The 15,569-nt window shown below is 70.7% G+C and carries 15 protein-coding genes; 6 read left to right on the top strand and 9 right to left on the bottom strand.

All coding sequences use genetic code 11. From position 1 onward, the window contains the following. The coding region (locus ACFC3F_RS13040) for a hypothetical protein (protein ID WP_376130394.1) at window positions 1-234 on the top strand (234 nt) is incomplete at its 5' end. A 36-nt stretch (window positions 235-270) separates the two neighbouring features. Here ACFC3F_RS13040 and rocD read toward each other — a convergent pair. The 5 genes from rocD to ACFC3F_RS13065 all read right to left on the bottom strand — a co-directional run bounded on the left by rocD (window position 271) and on the right by ACFC3F_RS13065 (window position 4,170). Next, the gene (gene rocD, locus ACFC3F_RS13045) at window positions 271-1,497 is read right to left on the bottom strand and encodes an ornithine--oxo-acid transaminase (RefSeq protein WP_376130397.1); all 1,227 of its coding nucleotides are present in this window, start codon (window positions 1,495-1,497) and stop codon (window positions 271-273) included. 9 nt (window positions 1,498-1,506) lie between these two features. Beyond that, window positions 1,507-2,379: a dimethylargininase gene (gene ddaH, locus ACFC3F_RS13050; RefSeq protein WP_376130400.1), complete on the bottom strand. Its 873-nt coding sequence runs from the start codon at window positions 2,377-2,379 to the stop codon at window positions 1,507-1,509. 153 nt (window positions 2,380-2,532) lie between these two features. Continuing rightward, the gene (locus ACFC3F_RS13055) at window positions 2,533-3,519 is read right to left on the bottom strand and encodes an NAD(P)-dependent alcohol dehydrogenase (RefSeq protein WP_376130402.1); all 987 of its coding nucleotides are present in this window, start codon (window positions 3,517-3,519) and stop codon (window positions 2,533-2,535) included. A gap of 1 nt (window position 3,520) precedes the next feature. Further along, a complete protein-coding gene (locus ACFC3F_RS13060) occupies window positions 3,521-3,736 on the bottom strand; it encodes a helix-turn-helix transcriptional regulator (RefSeq protein ID WP_376130405.1) in 216 nt (71 codons plus the stop codon). Then, on the bottom strand, window positions 3,736-4,170 hold the full coding sequence (locus tag ACFC3F_RS13065) for a hypothetical protein (RefSeq protein ID WP_376130408.1): 435 nt from the start codon (window positions 4,168-4,170) through the stop codon (window positions 3,736-3,738). Before ACFC3F_RS13065 ends, ACFC3F_RS13060 begins: the two co-directional genes overlap by 1 nt. A 158-nt stretch (window positions 4,171-4,328) precedes the next feature. Here ACFC3F_RS13065 and ACFC3F_RS13070 point away from each other — a divergent pair, with 158 nt between their 5' ends. Together ACFC3F_RS13070 and ACFC3F_RS13075 are read left to right on the top strand one after the other, a co-directional pair. After that, window positions 4,329-5,174, top strand: a complete 846-nt coding sequence (locus ACFC3F_RS13070) for a PIG-L deacetylase family protein (RefSeq protein WP_376130411.1) — start codon at window positions 4,329-4,331, stop codon at window positions 5,172-5,174. A gap of 42 nt (window positions 5,175-5,216) precedes the next feature. After that, complete coding sequence (locus ACFC3F_RS13075) at window positions 5,217-5,927, top strand: hypothetical protein (protein WP_376130414.1); 711 nt, start codon at window positions 5,217-5,219, stop codon at window positions 5,925-5,927. A gap of 189 nt (window positions 5,928-6,116) precedes the next feature. On the opposite strand, the gene ACFC3F_RS13080 is transcribed toward ACFC3F_RS13075, so the two are convergent. Further along, window positions 6,117-9,809, bottom strand: coding sequence for a bifunctional proline dehydrogenase/L-glutamate gamma-semialdehyde dehydrogenase (locus tag ACFC3F_RS13080; protein WP_376130417.1), 3,693 nt, complete (start codon window positions 9,807-9,809; stop codon window positions 6,117-6,119). A 154-nt stretch (window positions 9,810-9,963) separates the two neighbouring features. On the opposite strand from ACFC3F_RS13080, the gene ACFC3F_RS13085 reads away from it, so the two are divergent. Then, entirely contained in the window at window positions 9,964-10,896 is a 933-nt protein-coding gene (locus tag ACFC3F_RS13085) for a LysR family transcriptional regulator (RefSeq protein ID WP_376130420.1), read from the top strand. A 31-nt stretch (window positions 10,897-10,927) separates the two neighbouring features. Here ACFC3F_RS13085 and ACFC3F_RS13090 read toward each other — a convergent pair whose 3' ends face one another. Continuing rightward, the gene (locus tag ACFC3F_RS13090; protein WP_376130423.1) at window positions 10,928-11,488 is read right to left on the bottom strand and encodes a thioesterase family protein; all 561 of its coding nucleotides are present in this window, start codon (window positions 11,486-11,488) and stop codon (window positions 10,928-10,930) included. Window positions 11,489-11,628: 140 nt separating this feature from the next. Here ACFC3F_RS13090 and ACFC3F_RS13095 point away from each other — a divergent pair, with 140 nt between their 5' ends. Further along, complete coding sequence (locus ACFC3F_RS13095) at window positions 11,629-12,135, top strand: GNAT family N-acetyltransferase (protein ID WP_376130426.1); 507 nt, start codon at window positions 11,629-11,631, stop codon at window positions 12,133-12,135. 5 nt (window positions 12,136-12,140) lie between these two features. Further along, on the top strand, window positions 12,141-12,896 hold the full coding sequence (locus tag ACFC3F_RS13100; protein ID WP_376130429.1) for a coenzyme F420-0:L-glutamate ligase: 756 nt from the start codon (window positions 12,141-12,143) through the stop codon (window positions 12,894-12,896). A 31-nt stretch (window positions 12,897-12,927) separates the two neighbouring features. On the opposite strand, the gene ACFC3F_RS13105 is transcribed toward ACFC3F_RS13100, so the two are convergent. Both ACFC3F_RS13105 and ACFC3F_RS13110 read right to left on the bottom strand, forming a co-directional pair. Further along, a complete protein-coding gene (locus ACFC3F_RS13105; RefSeq protein WP_376130432.1) occupies window positions 12,928-13,743 on the bottom strand; it encodes an MBL fold metallo-hydrolase in 816 nt (271 codons plus the stop codon). After that, window positions 13,743-15,311: a cytochrome b/b6 domain-containing protein gene (locus ACFC3F_RS13110; RefSeq protein ID WP_376130435.1), complete on the bottom strand. Its 1,569-nt coding sequence runs from the start codon at window positions 15,309-15,311 to the stop codon at window positions 13,743-13,745. The genes ACFC3F_RS13105 and ACFC3F_RS13110 overlap by 1 nt, the downstream gene beginning before the upstream one ends. Between the last annotated feature and the right edge of the window lie 258 nt (window positions 15,312-15,569).

Raw genomic sequence — 15,569 nt, forward strand, 5'->3', positions numbered from 1 at the left:
GGTAATTTGGCATTTGACAAGTGCACGCTGTTGAGTTCTCAAGGATCGGATGCTCCTGCTACTCGGCCTCTCAGCTCCGCCCGCAGGGCAACTTCACTATCTTATGTGTCGCTTCGCTTCTGTCAAATCCGCGTTCCCGACAAGATGTCGGGCACAGCGATCATCGACGACTTCACGAAGCTGGATCTGCTCCGGACGTTCAGCTTCTCGCCGATCCGCCGGGCAACTTGTTGAGTCTATGGGTTTCTGCGTGACTGTCAAAATCGACGCTCACGCGCCGAGCCCGACCCGCAACTGTTCGACCGCCCAGTCGAGCTCGGTGGCCCGCACGACCAGCGGCGGCGCGAAGCGCACCGTCTGTCCGTGGGTGTCTTTCGCGAGCACACCCCGCGCGAGCAGCCGTTCGGCGATCTCGCGACCCGTGCCGACGGCGGGGTCGATGTCCACTCCCGCCCACAGTCCCGCGCGGCGCACCGCCGTGACGCCGTGGCCGATGAGAGCCGTGAGCTTGTGCTCGAGGTGCTCGCCGAGCGCGAGTGCCCGCGATTGGAACTCGCCCGACTGCAGCATCTCGACGACCCGCAGCCCGATCGCCGCAGCGAGCGGATTGCCGCCGAAGGTCGACCCGTGCTCACCGGGCCGGATGACCCCCAGCACGTCGCGATCGGCGACGACGGCCGACAGGGGCAGGATGCCGCCACCCAGCGCCTTGCCGAGCAGATAGACGTCGGGCACGACCTGTTCGCGGTCGCACGCGAACGTCGTGCCGACGCGGCCGAGCCCCGACTGGATCTCGTCGGCGATGAACAGCACGCCGCGCCGGGTGCAGATCTCGCGCACTTGCCGCAGGTAGCCCTCGGGCGGCACGATGACGCCCGCCTCGCCCTGGATGGGCTCGATCAGCACGGCCGCCGTGTTCGGGGTGATCGCCGCTTCGAGCGCGGCGGCGTCGCCGAACGGCGCGTGCACGAATCCGGGGGCGAACGGCCCGAACCCGGCGCGCGCCACGGGGTCGTCGCTGAAGCCGACGATCGTCGTCGTGCGGCCGTGGAAGTTGCCGTGCGCGACGATGATCTCCGCCGCATCCGGCGCGATGCCCTTGACGCGCTCGCCCCACGCGCGCGCGACCTTGATACCGGTCTCGACGGCTTCGGCGCCCGTGTTCATGGGCAGCACCATGTCTTTGCCGGCGAGTTCGGCCAGCGCCGCGGCGAAGAGCCCGAGCCGGTCGTTGTGGTAGGCGCGGCTCGTGAGCGTCAGCCGTTCGAGCTGTTCGCGCGCCGCGGCCAGCAGCGCCGGATGCCCGTGCCCGAAGTTGAGCGCCGAATAGGCCGACAGCAGGTCGAGGTACCTCTTGCCCTCGACGTCGGTGACCCACGCGCCCTCGCCGCGCGCGATGACGACGGGAAGCGGTTCGTAGTTGTGTGCGACGTGCTCGGCCTCAGCGGCGATGATGGCCGCTGTCGCAGCATCCGTCGAGAAGATCCCGGTGGTCATGGCTCCCCCTCAGCGTCGCAGTTCGAGCGTGCAGCACTTGATGCCGCCGCCGCCCAGCAGCAGCTCGGACAGGTCCACGAGCACGGGGTGGTACCCCCTCGCGCGCAGCTGCGCTTCGAAACCCGTCGCGCGCGGCGAGATGATGACGTTGCGGCCGTCGCTGGCCGAGTTCAACCCGAAGACGGCGCCGTCCTCGTCGGACACCCGGATCGCATCGGGGTAGCGCTCGGCGAGCACCCGCTGCGAGCGCTCATCGAACGCGTGCGGCAGATACGCGATGGTGGCGCGCTCGACGCCTCCTTCACCCTCGACGGGGTCGAGCACGGCGAGCGCCGTGTCGAGGTGGTAGAAGCGCGGGTCGACGAGGCCGAGTGAGACGACCTCCTTGCCGAAGAGCTCCGACAGCTCGCGGTGACTGTCGTCGGTCGAACGGAAGCCCGACCCGGCGAGGATCGTGTCCCCCACGAGCAGGAAGTCGCCCTCCCCCTCGTTCACTTCGCGCGGCTCGACGACGTCGAAGCCGTTCGCGCGGAACCAGTCCATGAACGCGGGCGCCTCGGGCACCCGCTCGGCGAAGCGGAACTTCGCGCCGTACGCGACACCGTCCACGACGAAGCCGCCGTTGGCCGTGTAGACCATGTCGGGAAGCCCCGGCACGGGATCGATCAGGTGCACATCGTGACCGAGCGCGACGTAGGTGTCGTAGAGCGCCTGCCACTGCCGCACGGCGAGCGCCGTATCGGTGGGTCTGGTGGGCTCCATCCAGGGATTGATCGTGTAGCTGACCGTGAAGTGCTCGGGTCGGCACATGAGATACGTGCGATGCTGCTGGATGCGGGTCGTGGTCACGATGTCGTCGGGGACGGTGTTCGGCGTAGACATGAAGCTCCTCGCGAAGGTTCGGCGGACGCTGTCCACGGGCCCGCCGGCCCCGATCCGGCGCTCATCCAGGAGCAGCAGGCGGGGAAGCGACACGGGCACGCCGCATCCATTCTCGCACGCGACGCACTCGGGACCGAGACGAGGACGGTCTTCTCAGTGCGCGCGCACGACGACCTTGCCGACCGTGCGACCGGCTTCGACGTGCGCGAGGGCGCTGCGCGCGTCCGACAGCGGCCACGTGCATTCGACCACCGGCGTGATCCGCCCCGCGCCGACGAGGCCGACGAGGGTGTGCAGCACGTCGGGCTTCGCGACCGCCGTGAGGGGCCGCAGCGATCGCCGGGAACCGACCGAACGAGCGGATGCCGCGGCGATCCGGCCGATCGGACCGAGCAGGCGTCCGCCGTCACCGGACACGAGCACGACCGAGCCGCCGTCGCGCACGAGGTCCTGAAGAGCACGCAGCGGAGCGGTCCCGGCGATGTCGAGGACGGCGTCGAAGCCGCGCCCGAGCTCAGGCCCTCCCGGCTGCACGACCCGGTAGTCGAAGGTGCGTGCGGCGCCGATCGACGAGACGAGAGCGCGACTGCGCTCGCCGCACAGCGCCCACACTTCGGCCCCGCGCGCGACGGCGAGCTGCACCGCGAAGGTGCCCACTCCGCCGGACGCACCGATGACGAGGACGCGGTCGCCCGGCACGACGCCCGCGCGTTCGAGCGCCTGCCACGCGGTGCCTCCCGCAACCGGCAGCGTCGCGGCATCCGTCATCGATACGTCGTCGGGCACGGGCACGAGCCGGTCCGCCGGCGCGACGGCGACCTCGGCGAGCCCCCCTCCCGGCAGTTCGCCGACGACGCGATCGCCCGGCGCGAACCGTGTCACTCCCTCTCCGACGGCGACGACGCGGCCGGCGACGTCCATACCGCGCACCGCGACGCGCGGCGCCCGCAGCCCGAAGAAGGGCCGGACGAGCAGGGGCTCCCCCCGCATGATGTGCACGTCGCCGGCGTTCAGCGCCGTCGCGACGACGTCCACGAGCACTTCGCTCCGCCCCGGCTCGGGAACATCGACGTCCGCACGGGCGACGACATCCGCCGAGCCGTATCGACGCTGCACCCACGCCGTCATCGTCGCGCTCATGTCACCCCTCCGGGTACTGGAAGACATCGTCGATGCCGAGGCCGAAGACGCGCGAGAGCTGGAACGCGAGCTCGAGCGTGGGCGAATAGCGGCCCTGTTCGATCGCGATCAGCGTCTGGCGGGTGACTCCGATGCGTCCGGCGAGCTCGGCCTGCGTCATCCCGGCCCGTTCCCGCAGGACGCGGATGACGTTCGTGACCTTCGTCGGCTTCACCATCAGAGAAGTCCGCGGCGGTAGGCGATGACGCTCGCGACGCCGCCGACGAAGGCGGACAGGGCGAAGCCGAAGAACATCGCGTTCGCGATCCAGAACCGGTCTGCCTCGAGAGCGCACAGGACGATGACGCCGAGTCCCGCGATGACGAGGAACGACTGACCGACGCGCGAACCCATGCGGGCGATGTCCCGATCGCGCACGTCGGACCGGCCGACGCCGTCGGGACCCCGCAGGCCCGCGAGCAGACCCCACAGGATGCTCAGCACGATCGTGCCGACGATGCCGCCGCCGATCGTCCAGAGCATGATGGGCCACCACTCGACATCGGTCAGTGCACCCCCGCCCGCCTGCTGCAGGACGATGAGGACGTAGGCGGTCATCGTGACGACCGTGACGATGAGTCCCGCCCAGGCATTGCGCTCTTCGTAGACCATGGTGCATCCCTCGACGTGTAAAGAATGTTTGACAGGGTGAGCGTACGACCGCCCGTGCGGTGATGTCAAGAAAAATTGACACAGCGGTTCGCCGTCGGCTTTCGGTTTAGGATTCTTCGACCGTCACAGCCGACGGCTGCCCGAACACCGGAGTTCTCATGCGCAAGCGCTGGATCGCGCTCATCGTCGTCGCCGCCGTGCTCGTCGTCGCCCTCGTCGGCGGCTACTGGGCCGGGCGCAGCCTCTTCCACATGCCCACGGCGAAAGGCGTCGACTCGGTGATCGGCGAGATCGGCGGCGAACGCGTGCTGGGCGTCTTCGCGCATCCGGATGATGAGCAGACCGTCAACGGCCTGTTCTGGCGGGCGAAGGACCGCGACGGCGCGTACACCGCGATGGTCACCGCGACCGCCGGCGAGGCCGGGCACCAGGTGCCCGTCGTCGCACGGCAGGATGACCTCGGCATCGTGCGCACCGCAGAGGCGCTCAAGAACAGCTTCAACCTCGGCGTCGACGAGCACGAGGTGTGGGACTACCCTGACGGAGGAGTGCCCGGGGTATCGGAGCAGGAGCTCGTCGACCGGCTCGTGACGACCATGAAGCGCGTGAAGCCCGACGTCGTCGTCGGCTTCTGGCCGGCCAGCGGCGCGACCGGCCACAAGGACCACATGCAGATGGGCCGGGCCACCGAGCTCGCCATCGCGCAGCTCGCCGATGAAGACGGCCCCTACCGGGGACCCGATCAGCTCGTCTACACGATCAGCCCCACCACGGCGCTGTCGCTGTTCGGCGGCGAGCAGGGCGCCCTGGTCGTCGCGAACCAGCCGGACCCCGAGTTCGCCATGTCGGCCGAGGTCGGAAAGAAGCACGAGGGCTGGGCGATCCACGCGTCCCAGGCGGACTACCTGCAGTCGGCCTACTATCTGCCCGCGTGGCTGGTCTACCTGCTGTGGGACCAGGAGTTCTACCACGTGCGCGACCTTCACGAGGATCCGATCCGATGAGCGGATCGACACCCGGGCTCGCGGACTGAGATCCTGATCAGCATGGCTCGCCGATCCGCCGAGGACACCCGCCGCCTCATTCTGGACGCCGCTCTTCACCTGCTGCTGGAGCGTGGCGCGACGGCGGGTGTGCAGCACATCCGCCTGCAAGAGGTGCTGCGCTCGGTCGAGCTCACGTCCGGCGCCGCCTATCGCATCTGGGCCGATCAGGACGAATTCCACCGCGAACTCGCGGTCGAGATGGTCCGGCTGAGATTCGCGGGACCCGTCGCGAGCGCGTCGAGCGCGATCCGCGACGTGCTCGCCGACGACGGGACGATGGACGACGTCGTGCGCGCCGCGGCCCTGGACCACGTCACCTACGCGTCGAGGTTCCACCTCGAGCCGGGATCACGCGATTCGCATGCCTTCATCACGGCGCTCGCGCTGCGCACGGCGGCGGGGTCCTGGCCCGAGCTGCGCGAAGCGAGCGCCGAGCGTCATCGCGAGTCCGTCGAGTCGTTCGCCGTGTTCTACGCCGAGCTTCTACGCCGCTTCGGACGACGCCTGCGGACGCCGTTCACGATCCTCGACTTCGCCGAGGCGATGGCAGCGCTGGGCGAGGGCTTCGCCGTGCGTGCGGCCGAGGGCCTGGACCATCCGAACTACGACATCCCCGAGGGCGCCGAGGCCCCTCCCGGCGAGTGGACGCTCTTCGGCATCTCGATCCTGGGCCTGGTCTCCGCCTTCACGGTGCCGGTCGACGAGGACTGAGCGCGGACCCCGGCCGATGCGCGATCACGCGGACGGCCGGGGTCGCTGACCCCACTTCGGACGAGCCGCACGAAACCCGAGTCCGGCGGCGCAGTCGTCCCCCTCCACCCATCGTGACCGCTGCCGTGCGCGGCGTCCAGAAAGATAACTTCTTTCTCTTCCCGGATGCCGCGCACGCGGCCAGATGCGTCAGATGACGTCTTCGGACCACGGGTCGGGGTTGCCGAACCGGTGGGCCGTGATGGTGATCGACTGCTCGCGCAGGAACGGCAGCAGCTCGAGGCGTCCGGCCGTCGTGACCTCGTCGTGGTAGACCGCGACATCGGGGTTGCCGCCCGTCGCCTCGGCGACGGCGTGACGCACCTCGGCGATGGCCTCGGGCGAGCCGACGAGACGCACGCGCTCGACGGGCTCCGCGCCCTTGAGCGACGCGGCGATGCGCGCGGTCCACTCCGCGTCGGACTCGACCCACACCGTCACGCCGACGTCCGACAGGACGCGGCGCACGGCCGGGGGCAGACCCACGGGCGTGGAGACCGTGAACGGGGCGCCGGCGCGGATGCCCGCGACGACGACGCGCAGCAGCGCCTGCCACGTGGCATCCCCCGTGGCGCGGACCGTGACGCCCGGCGCCGGACGGTAGCGGAACAGGTTGCGCTCGACGCCGAGGCGCGAGACGTCCTTGACCTGGCCGAACTCGCGGTCCCACGCGATGGCGTCCGACAGCGCGCCGCGGCGCAGCCACTCGAACTCCTCGTAGCCGAGCGACGGCTGAGCCGCCTCGATGACCGAGGTGATGCGGGTGTCGAGCCCGCGCAGGTGCAGGGTCGCCGACGTCGACGCACCCGCCGACGCACGCCACGAGCCGAGGCCGATCAGATAGTTCGGGCCACCGGCCTTCGTGCCGGCGCCGACCGAGGAGCGCTTCCAGCCGCCGAACGGCTGGCGCTGCACGATGGCGCCGGTGATGCCGCGGTTGACGTACAGGTTTCCCGCCTCGACGCGATCGAGCCACGTCGCGAGGTCTTCGGGGTTCTGCGTATACAGGCCCGCCGTCAGTCCGTACGCGACGGCGTTCTGCATCTCGATGGCTTCGCTGAGCGAACTCGCGTGCATGATGCCCATGACGGGGCCGAAGAACTCCTCGCGGTGGAACCGCGAACCGGCGCGCACGCCCGTGCGCACGCCGGGGGTCCAGAAGCGGCCCTCGTACTTGGCGGCATCCGCACCCTCGACCGTGATGCGCTCGGGCTTGACGAGCCACTGCTCACCCTCGTCGAGCGTCGTCAGCGCCCACTGCAGCTTGCCGTGCGGCGCCTCGACGACGGGACCCATCTCGCTCATCGGGTCGGTGGGCACGCCCACGCGCAGCGACCGGGTCGCGTCGACGACCTGACGGGCGAAGCGCTTGGAGCGCGCGACGGGACCCACGAGGATCGCGAGCGACGCGGCCGAGCACTTCTGGCCCGCGTGGCCGAACGCGCTCTTGACGAGGTCGCCCGCCGCGAGGTCGAGGTCGGCCGACGGCATGATGATCATGGCGTTCTTGCCACTGGTCTCGGCCAGGAGCGGCAGTTCGGGGCGCCACGAGCGGAACAGCGCCGCCGTCTCCCACGCACCCGTGAGGATGACGCGGTCGACGTCGGGGTGCGACAGCAGACGGCGACCGAGGTCACCTTCGTCGATGTCGACGAGCGCGAGCACTTCGCGGGGCACGCCCGCCTTCCACAGCGCCTCGGTGACGACGGCCGCGCAGCGGCGCGCCTGGGGCGCGGGCTTGAACACGACGGCCGAACCGGCCGCGAGGGCGGCGAGCACGCCACCGGCCGGGATGGCGACGGGGAAGTTCCACGGGGGCGTGACGACGGTGAGTCGTTCGGGCACGAACACGGCGCCGCTGACGCTGTCGAGCTCGCGCGCCGTCGCGGCGTAGTAGTTGGCGAAGTCGACCGCCTCGCTCACCTCGACGTCGCCCTCGGCGAAGACCTTGCCGGTCTCGGATGCCGCGACCTCGATCAGGTCGCCACGGCGGGCCTCGAGCTCGCGCGCGGCGGCCTGCAGCACGGCGGCACGCTCGGCGGCGGGCTTGGCGCCCCACGCCGCGGCGGCGTCGCGGGCATCGGTGACGATCTTCTCGAGCACGTCGGCGTCGTCGACGCGCGCGGCCTGGATGGTCTCGACGCCGGCGTCCGACTGCTCGACGCGGCCGAGGATGTCGTTCGCCCAGTCGCGGTTGACCTCGAGGGCCGGGTCGCTGTCGGGGGCGTTGTCGAAGCCCGGGGCGCCGGCGGAGGGCTGGCCCGATTCGCGCGACGCGTAGACGGCGGTCTCGACGTAGGCGTCACCGGCGAACATCTGCGATTCGGCGGTGGGCTCGATCGGCGCCGTGTCGGCGGGCTCGGGCGCGGCGGTGCGTGCGATGCCGAGCACGGCCTGCGTGAGGCCTTCCTCTTCGGCGGCGTTCTCGCGGCGCAGTGCCCGCGCGCCCGCACGAGTGAGGCCGGCGGCCGACTCGAGCGTGCGATTCTGCGTGCGGTTGGGACCGATCGCCAGGGTCGGGTCGACGGCGCGGGCGAGCGAGGCCGTGAAGCGGTCCTGCTCGCGCTGGAACATCGTCGCGTCGTCGGCGAGGTCGAACGCCGCCGAGAGGAAGTTCTCCTGGGATGCGCCCTCTTCCAGGCGGCGCACGAGGTAGCTGATCGCGACGTCGAACTCGTCGGGGCGCACGACCGGGACATAGAGCAGGACGGGCCCGACGTCGCGCGTCACGGCCTGGACCTGGCCCTGGGCCATGCCGAGCAGCATCTCGAAGTCGATGCCGTCCCGCACGCCGCGCTGGCCGGCGAGCAGCCACGCGTACGCGATGTCGAAGAGGTTGTGGCCGGCGACGCCGATCCGCACGGCGGCGGTGTTCTCGGGGTGCAGCGCCTCGTCGAGGCAGCGGATGTAGTTGGCGTCGGAGTCGACCTTGGTGTTGTAGGTCGCGAGCGACCAGCCGTGCACGGCCGCATCGACGTGCTCCATGGCGAGGTTCGCGCCCTTGACCAGACGCACCTTGATCGGCGCGCCACCGGCGGCGACCCGCTGCTGCGCCCACTGGGTGAGGTCGCGCAGCGCCGGCGCGGCATCGGGCAGGTAGGCCTGCAGCACGATGCCGGTCTCGAGCGAGGTGAGCTCGGCGTGCTCGAGGATCCGCTTGTAGACCGCGATCGTCAGGTGCAGGTCGCGGTACTCCTCCATGTCGAGGTTGATGAACGTGCCGTTGGAGGCGGCCGTGAAGTACAGCGGCATGAGGCGCTCGACGACCAGGTCGACGACGTCATCGAACGCCCACATCGAGATGTGGCTCACGATCGCCGACACCTTGACCGACACGTAGTCGACGTCGGGGCGGCGGATGAGCTCGTGGATGCCCTCGAGGCGGCGCAGCGCCTCGGTTTCGCCGAGCACGGCCTCGCCGAGCAGGTTGATGTTCAGGCGCGCGCCGGACTCGCGGATCTTCGCGATCGCGGGGCCGAGCTTCTCGGGGCGCGCGTCGATGATGAGGTGCCCGACCATCTCGCGCAGCACGCGCCGCGCGATCGGCACGACGGGCGACGGCAGGACCGGCGCCACGGCGCCGCCGAGCTGCACGGCCGAGCGCAGGTACCAGGGCAGGAAGCCCGGCACGAGCGGAGCGACGCGCTTCAGGTTCGTCGCCGCGGCCGTCAGGCTCTCGGGGCGCATGACGCCGTCGACGAAGCCGAGGGTGAACGGCAGTCCGTTCGGGTCCTTGAGCACCCCCGCCAGGCGCTCCGCAGCCGGATCGACATCCGCTTGAGCGGCTTCCTCCACCCATCGCTGGGCAAGGGCGATGGACTCAGCCGCGATATCGATCGTCACGTCGGTGCTCACTATCTTTCAACTCCCGGAGGGCAGGGGGTACCACGCCCGGTACACGGGCATCAACCCCTCAACTTTGCGGCATCCGACCCGTTGGGAAAAGTGGCCATCTATAATCAATACCGTTCTAGAAGTGCCACGAATGGTGGGGGCCATGTTCGAGCTTCGACGCTTGCGGATGCTGCATGAGTTATCGCTGCGCGGAACGCTGGCGGCCGTGGCCGAAGCGTTGTCGTACAGCCCGTCGACGATCTCTCAGCAGCTCGCGCTCCTGGAGCGAGACGCGGGGGTGCGTCTCATCGTTCCGGAGGGGCGCCGCGTGCGCCTGACCGAGCAGGGCAGAGCCCTCGCCGCGCACGCCGCACGGGCGCTCGATCTCGAGGAGCAGATCCGCGCCGAGCTCGAGACGATCGAGCCGGGCATCGCGCCCGTGCGCATCGCGATCATGCAGACCGCCGCCCTCTCCCTCGCCCCGACGCTCTTGCGGATCGTGGCCGAGCGCGAGCCGGCGCTGCGGATCGACATGGCCCAGGTGCCGCCCGAAGAGGGGCTGTTCGAACTCGAGGCCCGTGGCTTCGACCTCGTCGTGGCCGAGCAGTACCCCGGGCACACCCGCGAGCACCGGTCCGGGCTCGAGCGCGATGTCCTCGGCATCGACCCCGTGCGCATCGCGCTTCCGCCCGATGACCCCGCGACCTCGCTGGCGGACCTCCGCGATCGCGTGTGGGTCATGGAGCCCACCGGCACGGCCGCGCGGCAGTGGGCCGTGCAGCAGTGCCGCGCCATGGGATTCGAGCCCGAAGTGCGCTTCGAGCTGCCCGACCTCGTGTCGCACGTGCGGCTCATCACGGCCGGCTACGCCGTCGGCGTGCTGCCCGACCTGCTGTGGGCCGAGCCCGCCTCGCCCGTGAAGCTCGTCGACCTCCCCGGGGCGCCCACGCGCGAGGTGTTCACGTCGTTGCGCTCCTCGTCGACGGCGCATCCGCACATCCGTGCCGTGCGCCGTGCGCTGCGCGACGCGTACATCGAGACCGCGGCGCGCACGGCGGACCAGCCGTTCACGCCGACGCAGCCGGGCGACGCCTAGAGCCCGCACCGCCGGCACGCGTCGGACCCGATCAGCGCCAGATGCTCGGGGCGGGTGCCTTCGTCGAGGGCAGCACCGACGCCGCCGCCCAATCGGTGACCCACGGTTCGAGGCCGGGCAGGTCGTCGGGCTTGTGCAGCGCCTGGAACAGCTCCTCGAGCGGCACGATCCCGCCACCGCGGCGCAGGAACCGCGCGCGCACGATCATCTCGGCGTAGATCTCACCGTCGACGACGGCCCGATGCACGAGGTACGTCGACTTCTCGTCGTGGCCGAGCAGGCGTGATTCGACCGTGAACCGCTGCCACAGCTCGAGGGACTTGCGGAACGTGATCGTCGAGCTCGCCACGACGGCGTACCAGCGCTTCTCGCGCAGCAGGTCCCACATGCCGGTGCGCACGAGCAGGTCGAACCGGCCGAGGTCGAACAGCGACGGGTACCGGCCGTTGTTCATGTGCCCGAGCAGATCCAGGTCGGTGGGCAGCGTCCGCACACGGACTCGGCCGACGGCGCGCGGATCGGTCAGACCGTGCCGGCGCACGTGCCGCTTCGCGCGCCAGATCGTCAGCAGGGTGCGCCACATCACATTCACGAAGAGCGATGGTAGCCATCGGCCCCCGATCAGCCGATTCGGTTGCAGGTTTCCCACAGTCCGCACCCGGACATCGGCGTGGCATCATCCCCGGCGACAGCCGATTTCGCGTCCTCGCGCGGCCAGCGTAGAGTCTGGCCATGGAAGCCGAAATCCAGACAGACGTCGTTGTCCGTCCGGTCCGCGACGTCGACGCCGAAGCACTCGGTCGCGTCCACGCCACGTGCTGGCACGAGACCTACGACCACCTCATCAGCAAGGCGAACCTCGAGAAGATCTCGCCCCGCCGGATGGCGGAACTGTGGACGCACTGGGCCGCACAGGGTCCCGAGTTCACCATGACCGCAGCGCTCGTCGACGGAGAGATCGTGGGCTTCGCCGGCTCCGGGCCCGCCCGCGACAAGGACGCCCCCGCGTTCCGCGAGCTCTACTTCATCTATCTGCTCAGCGCCTTCCACAGCACCGGCATCGGCCAGAAGCTCTTCGACTCCGTCATCGCGAAGGACGAGCCGCTGTATCTCTGGGTCGCCGAGGACAACCCGCGCGCTCACCGGTTCTACGCGCGCAACGGGTTCGCCCTCGACGGCGCGGCGCACACCGAGCCTTTCCTCGGTGAGACGCTCACCGAGGTGCGATTCGTCCGCTGACCCACGTGCTGCAGGTCTGGGCCCTCGCGGGCATCCCCGAGATCGTTCCGGGCACGGATCTCGTCGCGGCGATAGCGGATGCTGCGGGCGACACGCTCGTCGACGGTGACATCGTCGTCGTGACCTCGAAGATCGTGTCCAAGGCCGAGGGCCGCATCATCTCGGCCGACGACCGCGAGGACGCCATCACGGCCGAGACGGTCCGCACGGTCGCCACGCGCGCGATGCCGTCCGGCCACCGCACGCGCATCGTGCAGAACCACCTCGGCATCGTGTCGGCCGCGGGGGGCGTCGACGCGTCGAACACGCCCGAGGGAACCGTGCTGCTGCTTCCGGTCGACCCCGACGCGTCGGCGCGCGCCCTCGCCGAGGGGCTGCGCGCCCGACTCGGCGCCCGCGTCGGGGTCATCATCACCGACACGCTCGGTCGCGCATGGCGCGAAGGGCAGACCGATGCCGCGATCGGTGCCGCCGGCGTGCACGTCTTCGAAGATCTGCGCGGGCAGACCGACGCCGAGGGCCGCGAGCTCGTCGTCACGCAGCCGTGCGTCGCCGACGAACTCGCCGCGGCGACCGACCTCGTCAAGGGCAAGGCGTCACGGCTTCCCGTCGCCGTCGTGCGCGGTCGCACCGACCTCGTGGGTCCGCTCGATCTTCCGGGTGCGCGCTCGATCGTGCGCCCGCTCGAGCGCGACATGTTCCGCCTCGGCGCCGACGAGGCCTATGCCGAAGGGTTCGCGGCGGGCGCGGCATCCGTCTGAATCGGTCCCGCCGTCGAACCGGCCCGGGCGGTCAGCCGGCGAGGTAGGCGAGCTGAGCGACGGTCGAGGCCTCGGCGGCGAAGCGCACCTCGGGCGCGATCTGCGGGTAGACCCGGTCGGTGACGGCGGCGACCGTCTCGGCGTCGGTCGCCGCCGCGATGCCGAGGTCGGCGAGTGCCTTCTCGACCTCGTCCAGGCGGAGTCGACGATGCGTCAGGTAGCGGTCCGCGATCGCCGCGAGGTCGGGCAGGGTGGGCCCGTGCGCGGGCAGAGCGAGCGTTCCCGCGCCCATGTGGTGCAGGGTCCCGAGCGACGCGAGGTAGGCGCCCAGCGACCCGTCGGGTGGCGCGATGACGGTCGTGCCCCGGCCGAGGATCGTGTCCCCCGTCAGCACCGACGCCGTCGCCGCGCCGTCGAGCGTGGCGTCGTCGGCGAGCAGGAAGCACACCGAGTCGGCCGTGTGTCCGGGCGTGTGCAGCACGTCGATCCGCGTGCCCGCCGCCTCGAGCCGCTCGCGGGGCTGCAGGTTCGCGGCATCCGCACACAGGGCCGCATCCCACGCGCGCACGGGGGCGCCCGTCCGACGCGCGAGCTCGGGAGCCGCTTCGACGTGGTCGATGTGGTGGTGCGTGAGCAGGATGAGCTCGATGGTGCCCTCGGCCGTGATGCGCGCGAGGTGGTCGTCGTCGAGGGGACCGGGGTCGACCACGACGACGGAGGCCGACCCGGGTGCGCGCAGCACGTACGTGTTCGTGCCGTCGAGTGTCATCGGTCCCGCGTTGGGCGCCAGGATCCGCGTCGTGAGCGCGCTCGTCCGCGCCACGAGGGGCAGCGCGTCGGCGGTCATCAGCGGGCGCTGACTTTGCCGAACAGGCGTGCGATGGGGGCGAGCACGAGCGGGCGTGCGGCGACCCACGCGATCGCGATGACGACGATCGAGGCGACGAAGAACCAGAACCCGGCCCAGTTCTCGGCGTAGACGCTCGGGTCGGTCGAGCCCTGCGCGGCATACATGTGGTTGAGGTTGCGCAGCGCTCCGGTCGCGAACACGAGGAACACGTGGATCGCGATGAACACGACGAAGTAGAGCATCACCGGGAAGTGCACCGCGCGCGCCCACTCGACCGGGTAGAGGCGGTTGAGAATCTTGGCGTCCTTGGGCCAGATGCCCGACATCCGCACGCCGGTGATGATCGCCAGCGGTGCGGCGAGGAACACGGTCGTGAAGTACGCCAGCTGCTGCACGCTGTTGTAGTTGACCCACCCGTTCTCGGTCGGCCAGTCCAGCGAGATGTACTGCAGGATGGCCGAGAGTGCGTTGGGGAAGACTTCCCAGCTGGTCGGGATGATCCGCATCCACTGCCCCGTCACGAACAGCAGCACGATGAAGATCGCGCCGTTGAGCACCCACAGGATGTCCAGCGACTGGTGGAACCAGAGGGTCAGGCTGATCTTGCGCTTGCTGTTCGTGCGCGGTGACCAGAACGCGGTGGGCCGCTTCTCGGTGCGCACCCGCAGCCCCGATCGGATGATCAGCACGATGAGGAACACGTTGAAGAAGTGCTGCCACCCCAGCCACGCGGGGAAGCCGACGGGCGCACCCTCGGGCAGGTGGTATTCGCCCGGATAGGTCGTGAGGAAGTCCTGCAGCGGCTCCAGCGACAGCAGCCACCGCACCGCGACGACGGCCATCGCCGCGGCGAACAGCAGGCCCGCACCGGCGACGAGCACCGCGCCGACCCACTGACCGCGCGTGAACGGGCCGATGCGCTCGGGTTCGGGCGCGGTCGCGACGACGCCCGACCGGCGCTGCCGCTCGAACTCCCGCCCCGCCGCACCCTGCCACACCGTGCGCGTGAACGGCAGCGGCGTGGAGGTGTCGCGAACGGATGCCGCGACCGCGACCTCGCCGGCGGGAACCGGCGCGGGAGCCTGCGCCTCGGTCGCCGTTGCGGGGGTTTCGGGCGCGGGGGTTTCGGGCGCGGGGGTTTCGGGCGCGGGCACCGCCGGCGCTTCCACCGAGGTGACGGCGGTGTAGTCCGCGGGAGGCCACGGCTCGCCCCCGGCCACGCGCGGCAATCCGCGCCGCACGGCGTGCGATGTGCCGCCGGCTGCCGCCGGGGTCGCTGCCGCAGCCGGAGTCGCTGCGGTCGGAGCGGTCGCTGCCGCTGTCTGGGTCGCCGCCGCTGCCGCCGGTTCACTCGCCGGGGTCGGGGCTGCGGCATCCGCACTCGCAGGAGGAGCGGCGTGCGCCGGGGCTGTCGCCGCCGGGGCGGCAGTTCCGGCGGGGGCGAAGGATGCGGGCGGCCAGGGCTCGCCGCCCGCCACGCGCGGCAGTCCGCGGCGCACGGTGGGCGCTGCACCTGCCGTCGGGGCCAGGCCCGCGGCATCCGAAAGTTCCGGTTCATGTGTCACAGAACGCTCTTCGGTACCAGCGGGAGCAGCAGATTGAGGCAACTCAACCTCGGCAGCCGAAGCCGCGGGAGCTTCATGTGGCGCAGACTGCTCTTCGGCACCAGCCGGAGCAGCAGAATGAGGCAACTCAGCCGCGGGCGCCTCAGCCTCGGGCGCCTCAGCCTCGGGCGCCGCAGCGGGCGCCGCAGCCTCGACCGGCGCTTCGCCGGCGGGAGGCCAGGGGTCTCCGCCGGGTCGCCGCGGGAGGCCGCGACGAAT

This window comes from Microbacterium sp. NPDC055910 (assembly GCF_042271185.1).
In the GTDB taxonomy this organism is placed as follows: Bacteria; Actinomycetota; Actinomycetes; order Actinomycetales; family Microbacteriaceae; genus Microbacterium.

Excerpts from the sequence above, each read along its gene's own strand:
- rocD (WP_376130397.1), bottom strand. The coding sequence starts at position 1,497 with ATGACCACCGGGATCTTCTCGACGGATGCTGCGACAGCGGCCATCATC.
- ddaH (WP_376130400.1), bottom strand. The coding sequence starts at position 2,379 with ATGTCTACGCCGAACACCGTCCCCGACGACATCGTGACCACGACCCGC.
- ACFC3F_RS13055 (WP_376130402.1), bottom strand. The coding sequence starts at position 3,519 with ATGAGCGCGACGATGACGGCGTGGGTGCAGCGTCGATACGGCTCGGCG.
- ACFC3F_RS13060 (WP_376130405.1), bottom strand. The coding sequence starts at position 3,736 with ATGGTGAAGCCGACGAAGGTCACGAACGTCATCCGCGTCCTGCGGGAA.
- ACFC3F_RS13065 (WP_376130408.1), bottom strand. The coding sequence starts at position 4,170 with ATGGTCTACGAAGAGCGCAATGCCTGGGCGGGACTCATCGTCACGGTC.
- ACFC3F_RS13070 (WP_376130411.1), top strand. The coding sequence starts at position 4,329 with ATGCGCAAGCGCTGGATCGCGCTCATCGTCGTCGCCGCCGTGCTCGTC.
- ACFC3F_RS13075 (WP_376130414.1), top strand. The coding sequence starts at position 5,217 with ATGGCTCGCCGATCCGCCGAGGACACCCGCCGCCTCATTCTGGACGCC.
- ACFC3F_RS13085 (WP_376130420.1), top strand. The coding sequence starts at position 9,964 with ATGTTCGAGCTTCGACGCTTGCGGATGCTGCATGAGTTATCGCTGCGC.
- ACFC3F_RS13095 (WP_376130426.1), top strand. The coding sequence starts at position 11,629 with ATGGAAGCCGAAATCCAGACAGACGTCGTTGTCCGTCCGGTCCGCGAC.
- ACFC3F_RS13105 (WP_376130432.1), bottom strand. The coding sequence starts at position 13,743 with ATGACCGCCGACGCGCTGCCCCTCGTGGCGCGGACGAGCGCGCTCACG.